Annotated in this window: 10 protein-coding genes; all 10 read right to left on the bottom strand. The window is 62.8% G+C overall.

Annotated features, from left to right (window positions below; translation table 11 throughout):
• Positions 1-20: 20 nt before the first annotated feature.
• A complete protein-coding gene (locus C8C95_RS13180; RefSeq protein ID WP_116748880.1) occupies positions 21-2,423 on the bottom strand; it encodes a 3-hydroxyacyl-CoA dehydrogenase/enoyl-CoA hydratase family protein in 2,403 nt (800 codons plus the stop codon).
• Positions 2,424-2,490: 67 nt separating this feature from the next.
• Positions 2,491-2,928 carry a DUF2147 domain-containing protein gene (locus C8C95_RS13175; protein ID WP_056059410.1) on the bottom strand — a complete coding sequence of 146 codons (438 nt, stop codon included), beginning with the start codon at positions 2,926-2,928 and terminating at the stop codon, positions 2,491-2,493.
• A gap of 45 nt (positions 2,929-2,973) precedes the next feature.
• A complete protein-coding gene (locus C8C95_RS13170) occupies positions 2,974-4,770 on the bottom strand; it encodes an acyl-CoA dehydrogenase C-terminal domain-containing protein (RefSeq protein ID WP_116748879.1) in 1,797 nt (598 codons plus the stop codon).
• A 4-nt stretch (positions 4,771-4,774) separates the two neighbouring features.
• Positions 4,775-5,503, bottom strand: a complete 729-nt coding sequence (locus C8C95_RS13165; protein ID WP_099731283.1) for a TetR/AcrR family transcriptional regulator — start codon at positions 5,501-5,503, stop codon at positions 4,775-4,777.
• 149 nt (positions 5,504-5,652) lie between these two features.
• The gene (slmA, locus tag C8C95_RS13160; protein WP_116748878.1) at positions 5,653-6,315 is read right to left on the bottom strand and encodes a nucleoid occlusion factor SlmA; all 663 of its coding nucleotides are present in this window, start codon (positions 6,313-6,315) and stop codon (positions 5,653-5,655) included.
• A 207-nt stretch (positions 6,316-6,522) separates the two neighbouring features.
• Positions 6,523-7,974: a sensor histidine kinase gene (locus C8C95_RS13155; protein WP_056745383.1), complete on the bottom strand. Its 1,452-nt coding sequence runs from the start codon at positions 7,972-7,974 to the stop codon at positions 6,523-6,525.
• A 77-nt stretch (positions 7,975-8,051) separates the two neighbouring features.
• Positions 8,052-8,744 carry a response regulator transcription factor gene (locus C8C95_RS13150; RefSeq protein WP_056059420.1) on the bottom strand — a complete coding sequence of 231 codons (693 nt, stop codon included), beginning with the start codon at positions 8,742-8,744 and terminating at the stop codon, positions 8,052-8,054.
• Positions 8,745-8,761: 17 nt separating this feature from the next.
• Complete coding sequence (gene argB / locus C8C95_RS13145; protein WP_056059422.1) at positions 8,762-9,652, bottom strand: acetylglutamate kinase; 891 nt, start codon at positions 9,650-9,652, stop codon at positions 8,762-8,764.
• A 76-nt stretch (positions 9,653-9,728) separates the two neighbouring features.
• Complete coding sequence (locus C8C95_RS13140) at positions 9,729-10,832, bottom strand: glycosyltransferase (RefSeq protein ID WP_116748877.1); 1,104 nt, start codon at positions 10,830-10,832, stop codon at positions 9,729-9,731.
• A 113-nt stretch (positions 10,833-10,945) separates the two neighbouring features.
• A complete protein-coding gene (locus tag C8C95_RS13135) occupies positions 10,946-12,895 on the bottom strand; it encodes a beta-galactosidase (protein WP_116748876.1) in 1,950 nt (649 codons plus the stop codon).
• Positions 12,896-13,015: the final 120 nt, after the last annotated feature.

The raw sequence follows: 13,015 nt of genomic DNA, 5'->3' as shown, positions 1-13,015 counted from the left end.
GTTATCCATCGACGTCCGGATCAGTTGCGAACCGGCTTGCCGGTGGACAACATGCCCAGGATGCGCTCGTGCGTCTTGGGCTGGGCGATCAGGTGGCAGAACACCTTGCGCTCCAGCGTGAGCAGGTATTCCTCGCTCACCATCGAGCCAGCATCCACATCGCCGCCACAGACCACCTCGGCGATCATGGCGCCGATCTTGAAGTCGTAGGCGCTGATGAAGCCGCCATCGCGCATGTTCACCAGCTGGGCCTTGATGGTGGCCAGGCCGCTGCGGCCCGCCACGGGGAACAGGCGCTTGTGCGGTGCACGCCAGCCGCTCGCGGCCATGGACTTGGCTTCGTTGATGGCGACGAACAGCAGCTCGTCCTTGTGGGGCACGATCACGTCGCTATCCAGCAGGAAGCCCAGCTTGCGCGATTCGATGGCGCTGGTACCCACCTTGGCCATGGCCGCGGCGGTGAAGCCTTCGGTCAGGAAAGGCAGGATGTCCTTGGATGTGGAAGCTGCCATGTTCTCGGCCGCGCGGCGGGCGATGTAGGTCAGGCCGCCGGCGCCGGGCACCAGGCCCACGCCCACTTCGACCAGGCCGATGTAGCTTTCCATGTGGGCCACGCGCTTGGCCGAATACACGGCCAGCTCACAGCCACCGCCCAGCGCCATGCCATGGATGGCTGCGACGACAGGCACCTGCGCATAGCGGATGCGCATCATCAGGTTTTGCAGCTCCTGCTCGATGCTTTCCACCGCATCGGCGCCGCCGACCATGAAGGCGGGCATCGTGGCTTCCAGGTCCGCACCCACGCTGAAAGGAGCGTCGCCGGACCAGATGACCATGCCTTGGTACTCAGACTCGGCCAGTTCCAGCGCTTCCATCAGCGCTTCCATCACCTCGGGGCTGATGGCGTGCATCTTGTTCTTGATGCTGGCGATGAGTACTTGGCCGTCCAGCGTCCAGGTGCGCAGCGCCTTCGATTCAGCAATCGTGGTGCCAGCGGTGCGCCAGTCGGGCAGGCTGGTTTCGCCCAACAGGGCCTCGGGGAAGATCTGGCGCTCGTACACGGGCAACTGGCGGCGGGGCACAAACTTGTTCTGCGATGCACTCCACGAACCTTGCGCGGTGTGCACGCCACCGGCGTCGGCCACGGGGCCCTTGAAGACCCACTCGGGCAGCGGTGCCTTGCACAGCGCTTTGCCAGCGTCGATGTCTTCCTGAATCATCTTGGCGACTTCGAGCCAGCCGGCTTCTTGCCACAGCTCGAAGGGACCCTGCTTCATGCCAAAGCCCCAGCGCATGGCCTGGTCCACGTCGCGGGCGTTGTCGGCGATGGTGCCCAGGTGCACGGCGGCGTAGTGGAAGCTGTTGCGCAGGATGGCCCAGAGGAACTGGCCGGGCGCGCCTTCGGCATTGCGCAGCAGGCGCAGGCGCTCGGCAGCGGGCTTCTTGAGCATGCGGGCATACACCTCGTCGGCCTTCTGACCGGCGGGCACGTACTCTTCGCTTTCCAGCTCGAAACGCATCACATCGCGGCCGACCTTCTTGAAGAAACCGGCCTTGGTCTTCTGTCCCAGGTTGCCCAGCTCCAGCAGCTTTTTCAGCACGGCAGGCGTGCCAAAGCTTTCGTAGAAGGGGTCGGTCTCAATGCTCAGGTTGTCCTGCAGCGTCTTGATCACGTGGGCCATGGTGTCCAGGCCCACCACGTCGGCAGTGCGGAAGGTGCCGCTGGATGCACGACCGAGCTTCTTGCCCGTGAGGTCGTCCACCACATCGTAGGTCAGGCCGAAGTTCTCGACTTCCTTCATCGTGGCCAGCATGCCGGCGATGCCCACGCGGTTGGCCACGAAGTTGGGCGTGTCGTGCGCGCGCACCACGCCCTTGCCCAGGCCGCTGGTGACGAAGGCTTCGAGCTGGTCGAGCACTTCAGGCTGGGTGGTGGGCGTGTTGATCAGCTCCACCAGCGTCATGTAGCGCGGGGGGTTGAAGAAGTGGATGCCGCAGAAACGGGGCTTGATGCTCTCGGGCAGCACTTCGGACAGTTTGGTGATCGACAGGCCCGAGGTGTTGGACGCCAGGATGGCGTGCTTGGCCACGTGGGGAGCGATCTTGGTGTAGAGGTCGAGCTTCCAGTCCATGCGCTCGGCAATGGCCTCGATCACGAGGTCGCATTCCTTGAGCAGGTGCATGTGCTCTTCGTAGTTGGCCTGCTGGATCAGCGCCGCGTCGTCGGCCACGCCCAGGGGAGCGGGCTTAAGCTTTTTCAGGCCTTCGACTGCCTTGGTGACGATGCCGTTCTTGGGGCCTTCCTTGGCGGGCAGGTCGAACAGCACCACGGGCACCTTCACGTTGACGAGGTGGGCGGCAATCTGCGCGCCCATCACGCCTGCGCCGAGCACGGCGACTTTTTTCACTTGGAATCGGGACATGGGTTGGGTTCCTGGTTGGGGCGTTGCGCGACACCGCAGGGGGCGCGCAAGGCCACGGGAATGGGGTTTACTGGACGCGGATCCAGGTTTGCGTGCGGCCGAACGGGCCAATCGAGCCGCGCACTTCGAGCTTCTTGCCGCCCTCGACGGGGGTCATGCGCAGGGTGTAGTTGCGGCCGTTCTCAGGGTCGAGAATCTTGCCGCCCTCCCACACCTCTTTGCCGTCGGCCTTCTTGGCGCCACGGATGATCTCCAAGCCCACCAAGGGCTTGCCCTTGCGGTCGTCGGAGCACTCCTCGCAGACATCCTCGGGCTTGGCGTCCTTGGACAGGCGCTTTTCCAGCGCTCCGTGCAGCACGCCGCCACCAATGTCGCGGATGCGGATCTCGGCCTTGGCCTCGCCGGTCTTGTCATCGATGTTGCGCCACAGGCCTTCGGGCGTCATCTGCGCCCAGGCCGGCAGCGCACCCGCTACCAAAACAATAGCTGCTACCGCTTTGAACATCTGCGCTCCCTGGCAAAAAGGCTTGAAATCCGCATCCGGCACCGATCAGGCCAGGGCCAGATCGGTGTCCATCAGCACCTTGCTACCGGCACGGGCGGTGCGCATCAGCGTGGCGGTTTCGGGGAACAGCTTGGCGAAGTAGAAACGTGCGGTCTGCAGCTTGGCGCCGTAGAACGGGTCGGTGTTGCCGGCTGCGATCTCGCGCAGGGCGACCTGGGCCATGCGGGCGAACAGGTAGCCGAACACCAGGTGGCCGGCCACGCGCAGGTAGTCCACCGCAGCAGCGCCCACTTCGTCGGGGTTTTGCATGCCCTTGAAGCCGATCTCGGTGGTGAACTTGGTCATCTGGTCGCCCAGCATGGCCACGGGGTTGATGAACTCGGCCATGCGCTCGTTCACGCCCTCTTCTTCCACCAGCTGGCCAATCAGCTTACCCAGCTTTTTCAGCGTGGCGCCGTTGTTGCCCAGCACCTTGCGGCCCAGCAGGTCCAGCGACTGGATGGTGTTGGTGCCTTCGTAGATCATGTTGATGCGGTTGTCCCGCACGTACTGCTCCATGCCCCATTCCTTGATGAAGCCGTGGCCGCCGAAGACCTGCATGCACGCGTTGGTGCTGATGTGGCCGTTGTCGGTGATGAAGGCCTTGACGATGGGAGTCAGCAGGGCCACGAGTTCTTCGGAGTCCTTGCGCACCTTTTCATCGGGGTGGCTGTGCACCTTGTCCAGCAACAGCGTGCAGAAGATCTGCAGCGCGCGGCCACCTTCGGCGTAGGCCTTGGCGGTGAGCAACATCTTGCGCACATCGGGGTGCACGATGATGGGGTCAGCATCCTTGTCCTTGGCCTTGGGGCCCGACAGGCTGCGCGACTGGATGCGGTCCTTGGCGTAGGCCAGGGCGTTCTGGTAAGCCACTTCCGTCAGGCCCAGCGACTGGTTGCCCACCCCCAGGCGGGCGGCATTCATCATCACAAACATCGCGGCCAGGCCCTTGTTGGGCTGGCCCACCATGGTGCCGATGGCGCCGTCCAGCGCGATCTGCGCGGTGGCGTTGCCGTGGATGCCCATCTTGTGCTCCAGGCCCGTGCAGAAGATGGGGTTGCGCTCGCCCAGCGAGCCGTCGGCATTCACGTTGAACTTGGGCACCACAAACAGGCTGATGCCCTTGCTGCCCTTGGGCGCATCGGGCAGGCGGGCCAGCACCAGGTGAACTATGTTGGCGGCCATGTCGTGCTCGCCAGCGCTGATGAAGATCTTGTTGCCGGTGATCTTGTAGGTGCCGTCAGGCAGAGGCTCGGCCTTGGTGCGCATCAGGCCCAGGTCGGTACCGCAGTGGGGTTCGGTCAGGCACATGGTGCCGGTCCATTCGCCGCTGGTCAGCTTGGGCAGGTACAGGGCCTTCTGGGCGTCGGTGCCGTGGGCGTGCAGGGCTTCGTAGGCGCCGTGCGACAGGCCGGGGTACATCGTCCAGGCCTGGTTGGCCGAGTTCAGCATCTCGTACAGGCACTGGTTCAGCACAAAGGGCAGGCCCTGGCCGCCATAGGTGGGGTCGCAGCTCAGCGCCGCCCAGCCACCCTCGACGTACTTGGCATAGGCGTCCTTGAAGCCGGTGGGGGTCTTCACTTCGTGCGTGGTCTTGTTCAGCACGCAACCTTCGGTGTCGCCGCTGATGTTGAGCGGGAAGGCGACTTCGGCAGCAAACTTGCCGGCCTCTTCGATCACGGCATTGATGGTGTCCACATCCACTTCGGCGTGGGGTGGCATCGCCTTGAATTCATCACTGACCTTGAGCACTTCGTGCATGACGAATTGCATGTCGCGCAGGGGCGGCGTATAGGTAGGCATGGGTTTACTCCTTGGATGTGGTGGTTTGGTTGGAAACTTTGCGGCGCGCCACTGTGGGTGCCTTGGCTGCCGCTGTCGGCGCGCTGTAACGCGCCAGAATGTTGTGAAAGCCCACGACAGCTCGGTCGATGGAGCCCGGGGTCTGCAGGAACCGCGCCTCGTAGTGCAGCGCGAGGATCAGGCCGTGGATCTCGAAGAGCATCTGCTCTTCCTTGGTGTCGGCACGCAGTTCGCCCAGTTCCTTGCACTGCTCGATGGCACGGCGCATGGCGGCATGCCAGGTCAGCACCGAACTGGCCAGCGCATCGCGCACGGGGCCGGTACGGTCATCGAACTCGACCGCGCCGCTGATGTAAATGCAGCCCGAGTCGATTTCGATGGAGGTGCGCTTCATCCAGTTGTCGAACAGCGCCGACAAACGCGCCACGCCACGGGGGGCGGACATGGCGGGGTAGAACACTTCCTGCTCGAAGCGGGTGTGGTATTCGCGGATGACGGAGATCTGCAACTCTTCGCGGGAGCCAAAGTGGGCGAAAACGCCCGACTTGCTCATGCCCGTGACATCGGCCAGCGCCCCGATGGACAGGCCTTCCAGCCCGATGTGCGTGGCCAGGCCCAGCGCGGCCTCGACGATGGCCGCCTTGGTCTGCTGGCCTTTTTGCAAGGCACGGCCGGTACCACTGCGAGCGCGCGGGATGCGGGTGACCTGGCGGGATTCGGGGATGGAGGACATGGGCACGAATAAAAACGAACGTTCGTTCTATTCTGCAGCAAATTCCCTGCAGCCCCCAAGCCCCCGGAAAAAATAGGGAGACCCATCCAAACCACCCGTTGCAGCCGCGCCACCCTCGCCGTGATGCGCCGCCTCAACAGCGCGGATCGCTACAACATCAGCGCCAGGCTGGCTTCCAGGTGCTCGGTGGGCAGGCGCCGAAACCCCGAGCGGGCGTAGCACTGCAGGCGCCCGACCACAAAGGCCGTCAACACGCTGGCCGCCACCTGGGCATCGACTGTGGGCGTGCTGGATGCGGCGGTGCTAGCTCGCAGACACTGGCGCAGGGTGGATTCGATGCGGTCAAAGAACTGGTTCATGCGCTGCTGCAAGCGCTCGTGCTCGAACACCAGTGCGTCGCCCACCATGACCCGCACCATGCCCGGGTTGCGCTCGCCAAACTGCAGCACCAGCGCCACGATGCGCGCCGCCTGACGAGCGCCCACGTCGGCAGGCTGTGTGGGGTCAGGCACGTCGCGCCCCGTGATCTGCTGCACCAGTGTGAACACCGACTGCTCAATGAAATCGATCAAGCCCTCGAACATTTGCGCCTTGCTGGCGAAATGACGGTACAGCGCCGCCTCGCTGACCGACAGGCGCGCGGCCAGTGCGGCAGTGGTGATGCGCTCGGCCCCAGGCTGCTCCAGCATGGCGGCCAGGGCCTGCAGGATCTGGACGCGCCGTTCCCCGGGCTTGGGCCGCTTGCGTGCAGCCGCAACATCTCCCGCTTCGGCGGTACTGGCAGGCTCGGGGAGGGGCGAGATTTCAGACATGCAGGACAGGGACTCCGGTGGGGCCCTGCTCCCGGTGCGCATGCCACTGGGCATGGTCGGATCACTGCAGGGCGTGGATCACGATGTCACATCTTGCCGCAGCCAGGAGGGGCCGGGCCGCCACCTGTTTGCACAAGTCAATCGTGTGTGGAAATGATTCTCGCACAGGCCCCTTGTCGGTCCGGACGGCCCGGGGACCCCGCACGACTACAGCGGAAACACCACCGTCACCAGCAGCCCGCGCCCCTGGGGGCCCGTTCCCAGCGTCAGTGCGGCACGGTGTACCCGGGCAATCTCGTCCGCAATGGCCAGGCCCAGGCCCGTGCCCTCGCCTCCCGCGCCGGGCACGCGGTAGAACCGCTGCAACACGCGGGTACGCTCAGACTCCGGCACGCCAGGGCCGTCGTCCTCCACCTCCACGTAGGGCCGGGGCGGGCCCGCGCGCCCCTGGCGCAGTCCGCAGCGGATGGTCACCACGCCCCCCGCAGGTGTGTATTTGATGGCGTTGTCCACCAGGTTGGACAGCAGCTCGCGCAGCAGCCAGCCATGGCCTGTCACATGCACCAACTGGACATCGAGCCCGAGGTCCAGGCCCTTGCCGGTGGCGGCGTCCAAAAATGTTTCCAGCAGCGACTCGCACAGATCCTTGAGGTCCACCCGCTGCGGCGGCTGCGCGTCCAGGCTGCGGGCGTCCGCGCGAGACAACGCCAGCAGCTGGTGCGCCAGCTGAGAGGTGCGGCGCGTGGCGTTGCGCAGCTTCTCGATCTGATCCGCTCCCAAAACAATAGCGCCTTGTGCACGATCTTCATGCGCTAGCGGCATTTTCCGGTCGAAATCCGGGAATGACGTGCGTGGCGGCGCTGCCGCCTTGGCCATCATGGCCCAGGCCTCCACCTGGGCCTGCAAGCCCGCCAGCGGCGTGCGCAACTGGTGCGCCGCGTCGGCCACAAAACGCCGCTGCCCTTCGGCCTGTGCGTTGACCAGCGCAAACAGGCGGTTGAGCGAGTGCACCAGGGGCCGCACCTCGTCGGGCGAGGCGGCCTCGTCGATGGGACTGAGATCGCGGGGAGAGCGGCGCTCCACCGCCTCCGCAAGCCCCACCAGGGGTTTGAAGGCCTGCCGCACCGCCCAATGGATCGCAAAACCCGCGGCAATCAGCAATACGAGGTTGGGCAACAACACCCTCAGGAGCAGTTGCTGCGCCCATTTCTGGCGAGGGTCCGACCCGTCGGCCAGGGCCACGACCAGTTCGCCCGCCCCCGTGCGCCCGCGTTGCGCCGCCACCCGGTACGTCACGCCGCCGAACTCCACGCTGTGGAACTCCGGGGCCTGTGTGGTGGGCACGGCGCCGTGTACCCAGCCCTCTCCGAGCAACAGGCGCCCCGAGGTATCGCGCACGCTATAGGCCGCAAAGCCCGCGTTCTGGCGCAAAAACTCTTCGATGGGCGGCGCCAGCAGCAGCAGCGGTGGGTCGTTGTCGTGGATGGGCGGCGCCAGCACCGAATCGGCCAGCGCGGGCAGCAGCCGCACCAGACGCTGGTCGTGCTGGCCAGCTGCCTCATCGGCCGACCGGTAGTCCAGCCAGACCCCTGCCAGCACCAGCACACACAGGGGCAGTACCAGCATCAGCAGCAGCCGGGTGCGCAGGTCCGATGTCATGGCCCGCAGGCCGGGCCGCCGGGAGGAGTTTTTCCAAAGCATGGCGAGGCGGCGAACTGGGCGTGGAAAATTCCTGCTCAGGTTGCCTGCAGTTCAAGCCGGTAGCCAAAGCCCCGTATGGACCGCAGCGCCACACCGTGGGGTTCCAGCTTGCCCCGCAGGCGCGAGACATACACCTCCACCGCGTTGGGGGTGATCTCCTTGTCCCACCCGGTCAGTGCCTGCAGCAGCTTGTCTTTGCTAGCAGGCTTGGGGGCGTTGATGAGCAGGTATTCGAGCACCGTCCACTCGCGCGGGCCCAGTTCGATGACCTGCTCGCCAGCCGGTGTGCGCATGCTGGCCCGGCGCCCGGCCGTGTCCAGCTCCAGCGGACCAAAACTCAGCACGGCCGTGGTCGCGGCCTGGGAACGGCGCAACAGCGCACGCAGGCGCGCCAGCAGCTCAGGCAGCTCGAACGGCTTGACCATGTAGTCATCCGCCCCCAGATCCAGCCCCTGCACCCGGTCATGCAGCGCGTCACGCGCCGTCAGGATCAAAACTGGCATGGCGGGGCTTGCCATGTCTGGGCGGCGCAGGCGGCGTGTCAGCTCCAGGCCGTCCATGGCGGGCAGCCCGATGTCGATGATGGCTGCGTCAAACGACTCGGCGCGCAGCACCTCTTCGGCCCGCTCGCCACTGCCCACCCAGTCCACCGCATAACCCGCATCGGTGAGCCCCAGCTTGATGCCGCTGGCCACCATCACATCGTCTTCCACCAACAGCAGACGCATGGAGACCTCACGCGGGGTCAGTGAGACCGGATCATGGTGCCGTAGGCCTGGTCAGTCAGGATCTCCAGCAGCATGGCATGGGGCACACGCCCGTCAATGATGTGCACCGCATTTACACCCGCCTTGGCGGCATCCAGCGCACCGGCAATCTTGGGCAGCATGCCGCCCGAGATGGTGCCGTCGGCAAACAGCTCGTCGATGCGGCGGGCTGTCAGGTCGGTCAACAGGTTGCCGGCCTTGTCGAGCACACCGGGGGTGTTGGTCAGCAGCATCAGCTTTTCAGCCTGCAACACCGTGGCCAGCTTGCTGGCCACCACATCCGCATTGATGTTGTAGCTCTCATTGTTCTCGCCAAAGCCAATCGGGCTGATGACGGGAATGAACGCATCGTCTTGCAGCGCCTTCACCACGCTGGGGTCAATGGAAACGATGTCACCCACCTGGCCCACGTCGTGTTCGATGGTGGGATCCTTGCTGTCCACCATCTTGAGCTTTTGTGCGCGAATCATGCCGCCGTCACGGCCGGTCAAGCCCACGGCCTTGCCACCGGCTTGGTTGATCAGTCCCACGATGTCCTGCTGCACCTCGCCGGCCAGCACCCATTCGACCACTTCCATGGTCTCGGCATCGGTCACACGCATGCCCTGGATGAACTCGCCCTTCTTGCCCAGTCGGTTGAGCGCGGTTTCGATTTGCGGGCCGCCACCGTGCACCACCACCGGGTTCATGCCCACCAGCTTGAGCAGCACCACGTCCTCGGCAAAGTCGGCCTGCAGGGCCGGGTCCGTCATGGCGTTGCCGCCGTACTTGATCACCATGGTCTTACCATGGAACTTGCGGATATAAGGCAGCGCCTGGGCCAGGATTTCAGCCTTGTCGCGTGGGGCAATCGAAAGAAGGTCGGTCATGGGGGCGTGCCATCCGGAGAAAACTGTGAGGCGCAAATTGTGCCGCATTCGCCAGGCGCGCGAACACAAGAAGGCTTCAGTGGCGCAGCCAGTTCGGCACTTTGAACCGCACGATGGCCAGATAGGCCATGACATAGCTGACCACAAAAAGCCCGCAAAACGCCATGAGCAGGGGCGTGTTGTTCCAGAACAGCACTGCAGGCACCACCGTCAGGAGCGTAAAGCCCCACAGATAGGGCGACGTACGGTTGTTGCGCATCAGCACCCGGCGGGACTCATCATCGTGAAACACCCCACGAACAATGCGGCGGTAGATGAGCTGGTGAAAATGCAGCGCATCGGCCACGCCCGGTGAAACGCCCCGCACCGCCTTGCGGTAAATGGAGAAAATCGTCTCCCACACCGGGTAGATCAGCAGAAGCATCGGGAACCAAGGCGATACGTCCGCATTGCGCTGCACCAGCGAGATGCTGGCCATGGCAATCACCACGCCCCACACATAGGCCCCCCCATCTCCGGCAAACAACATGCCGCGCGGATAGTTCCAGACCAAAAAACCGCCTGTGGCTGCAGCAGTGGATACCAGCAGCGCAGCCAGCGCCCGGTCACCCACCTGCAGCGCCACGTGCGCCAAGGCGAGGCACACGATCAAGGCAACCATTCCCGCCAGCCCGTTGTAGCCGTCGATGATGTTGAAGGCGTGGGGCAGGCCTGCGACGGCCAGCACGACTATGGCGATACCAAGCCAGGGGGCAATGAGCAACAGGGTATCCAACCAAGGCCACCCCATACGGGGCAAATTGAGGCCCAAAAGCCATACTGACAATGCGCCAGACGCACCGGTCAAAGTAAGGCGGTAGCGTACTGATAACCGCTGGGTCAAATCTTCGGCAACGCCCCCAAGTACAGCCGGTAGTAGCACAACAAGCCACGACACAACCCACGCATCGAGACGCAGTGATGCCGGGTCCCCCCAAAGGGACGATTGCGCCACGCCCAAACCCCAGCTCACCACCATCCCTGCAACCAGAGCAGCACCTCCCACGCGCGGCACATGCCCGTGATGAAAACGCTGGGGCATGGCGTAGCCGTAAGAAGTTGCATGGTCCTTACACCAGCGCACTATCAAACCAGCGGCAAGGGTAGCGACAATAAAACTAACCAGAGACAAGAGAATCATGAAATTTGGTGCCGCTGCAAAGATGCGACCTAGCACCAAGGAACGACATAAAGTTCTATCGCAATAGCGACCAATATGCCCCAAGGATACAAGCTCTTCAGAAGGACAAAGTGTCAAGGCGTAGCAGCGGATCCCGTAGCGACAGCCCTAGATGGCTCATCGTGTGACTTGGCCCTTAAGATATTTGCCATAGCTTCGTAAAGCGAATCCGACCCGTAAGCAACATTTTGAGGGTCAAAAGAGAAGAGGTTGATGCCAGGTTCAAACAGCTTTCCTTTCACCCGCGGCTCCATAAAAAACGAAATAAATTGTGCGCCTTCGGCGTGGTGGCGCATCAAAACCTGATTCAACTCACGCGCCGACATTCCCTTTAGCGGATGAAACTCCGTTACGCCATAAGCCCTGCTGCCCCCATGCGCTCCCACCCCCGCTACCTTGGAGCGGCGCGATCGCAGCCAATCGATCATCTCTGGCCCGTATGTGGCGCGCCCGTAGAGGCTGATGCCAAGCTGCATGCCGGTAGAGTCGCCCAACGAGTCGTCAATGGCGAACCTGGAAGCATCCCATCCGGGGTTAGCGAATGGAACAATCTGATGGGTATACACAGACCCGCTTCCCAGACAAGAGTGCCTCACCAAACTCGCAAAATGCTTCAGATAATCAGTGACCTGCCTCTGTCGGTACTCGTGCCAATGTGGGACCAAGGGGTTGTAGTACAGAGACAACTGATCGCTCGGTGCGTCCAACCAAAAACTTGTGCCTGACCGCTTCGCACTCATAGGTGGCAACGGCGACTGCGGTGCAAGCCTAGGTGGAGCTTGATCTCGCCCCATAACACCCACCCACCGCCCTGCCAAATATTGCATTGGGCCACCATCCGCCGGTTCCAATGCGATGTCGATACGGTGCATTCCCTTCGCGAGTGCAGAGTAGTTCAAGTCGTAACGCCAACCCACATCAGCCGACCCCACAGAAGGAACAGCCGTAAAGACATCTTGCCGAGCTAGATTCGCAGGAACCTTTGCAACGGGCAATCCGTTCACGAAAATGTGAATCCACGGCGCTTTGGCTGATGGCCCGTTTACCTCATGCGCCCAACCCGAAATTGGCAGCACACCGGTGGCATATGAGTCAATGTGGTCCTGATACCGAGATAACCGCTGCGTGCGTATATCCTTTGCCGGAGGTACCACCTCGTCAAATGACCGGTAGTCACCCCCTAATGCTTCGTTAAGAGCACGCACATTGACAAATCGCGCCCGCAAAAACTGACGGAACCCCTGAATTGATTGGTCACTGTAATCTGAGACTTGATAGGAAGTGGACACCCCCATGCCTGACTCAAAGTCTGGAAAAAGATGGTGCAGCTCGCCAAGGACTGTCACTCCGTGAACCTTTTTACGATCTCGCAGCGGTAGCTGGCACACTTGCTCCAACACCGCGTTGATCGCTGTTTCCCTCATGCGGGTCAAACTGTTACTGTGATCCACCACACTCCAAGGATAGATGTCAAGGTGGTAATACCGTCCCTTGTCCATAGGCTGGCCTGTCGGGCCATACGCCAAATTGCGAGGATCGGCACCGAGCTGCTTCTCCAACGCACCTCCGACAGAAAAATGCGTAGAAAACATATACAGCACCATCGGGCGCTCGGATCGGCGAATAGTGTTGGCTACGCGCTTAGCGGCAGCCTCATCTATCACCCAGCGCCCATCTGCGGAAAGTGTGAACAGCCGCAACAACGGGACATTCAGCGTATAGCCAACCTCGTAAATGCCATCTGCACTCCTGCGGGGTCCGAGGGAATTCAAAGTGCCCTCGATCAAGCCCGCCGCCGAGTCAGTATCACCTCCGCAGGTTTCAACGTTGGATGTAGGCCCGCGAGATAGGAGGCAATTGTCCAACGCGCCAATCATGGGTAGCAGCAACAACCGCTTTTGAGCCAAATCGCGTTGCAGATCCACACCCAGCCACGCCAAACATATGAGCAGCGCTAACGCTAAAGCGGCAGCCCATCCCAGGGGCCCACTCACACTATTTCCGTCCTGCGGGAATTGATTCATTCGACTCTCTCTTCGCCGGTCATCTTGGAAGGCTGCTTTGGCCGCTTCTGGTCGATGCTACAAGCCAAACTTATGCAGCAAGCAAGCGCCCCACTGCCTCGCTGACTTTCGCAACAGGAG

This window comes from Acidovorax sp. 99 (genome assembly GCF_003096455.1).
Lineage (GTDB): Bacteria > Pseudomonadota > Gammaproteobacteria > Burkholderiales > Burkholderiaceae_C > Acidovorax > Acidovorax delafieldii.
Note: the sequence above shows the minus strand (reverse complement) of the source record. Positions and strands in the feature narration are given on the sequence as shown.

Excerpts from the sequence above, each read along its gene's own strand:
- C8C95_RS13180 (WP_116748880.1), bottom strand. The coding sequence starts at position 2,423 with ATGTCCCGATTCCAAGTGAAAAAAGTCGCCGTGCTCGGCGCAGGCGTG.
- C8C95_RS13175 (WP_056059410.1), bottom strand. The coding sequence starts at position 2,928 with ATGTTCAAAGCGGTAGCAGCTATTGTTTTGGTAGCGGGTGCGCTGCCG.
- C8C95_RS13170 (WP_116748879.1), bottom strand. The coding sequence starts at position 4,770 with ATGCCTACCTATACGCCGCCCCTGCGCGACATGCAATTCGTCATGCAC.
- C8C95_RS13165 (WP_099731283.1), bottom strand. The coding sequence starts at position 5,503 with ATGTCCTCCATCCCCGAATCCCGCCAGGTCACCCGCATCCCGCGCGCT.
- slmA (WP_116748878.1), bottom strand. The coding sequence starts at position 6,315 with ATGTCTGAAATCTCGCCCCTCCCCGAGCCTGCCAGTACCGCCGAAGCG.
- C8C95_RS13155 (WP_056745383.1), bottom strand. The coding sequence starts at position 7,974 with ATGACATCGGACCTGCGCACCCGGCTGCTGCTGATGCTGGTACTGCCC.
- C8C95_RS13150 (WP_056059420.1), bottom strand. The coding sequence starts at position 8,744 with ATGCGTCTGCTGTTGGTGGAAGACGATGTGATGGTGGCCAGCGGCATC.
- argB (WP_056059422.1), bottom strand. The coding sequence starts at position 9,652 with ATGACCGACCTTCTTTCGATTGCCCCACGCGACAAGGCTGAAATCCTG.
- C8C95_RS13140 (WP_116748877.1), bottom strand. The coding sequence starts at position 10,832 with ATGATTCTCTTGTCTCTGGTTAGTTTTATTGTCGCTACCCTTGCCGCT.
- C8C95_RS13135 (WP_116748876.1), bottom strand. The coding sequence starts at position 12,895 with ATGAATCAATTCCCGCAGGACGGAAATAGTGTGAGTGGGCCCCTGGGA.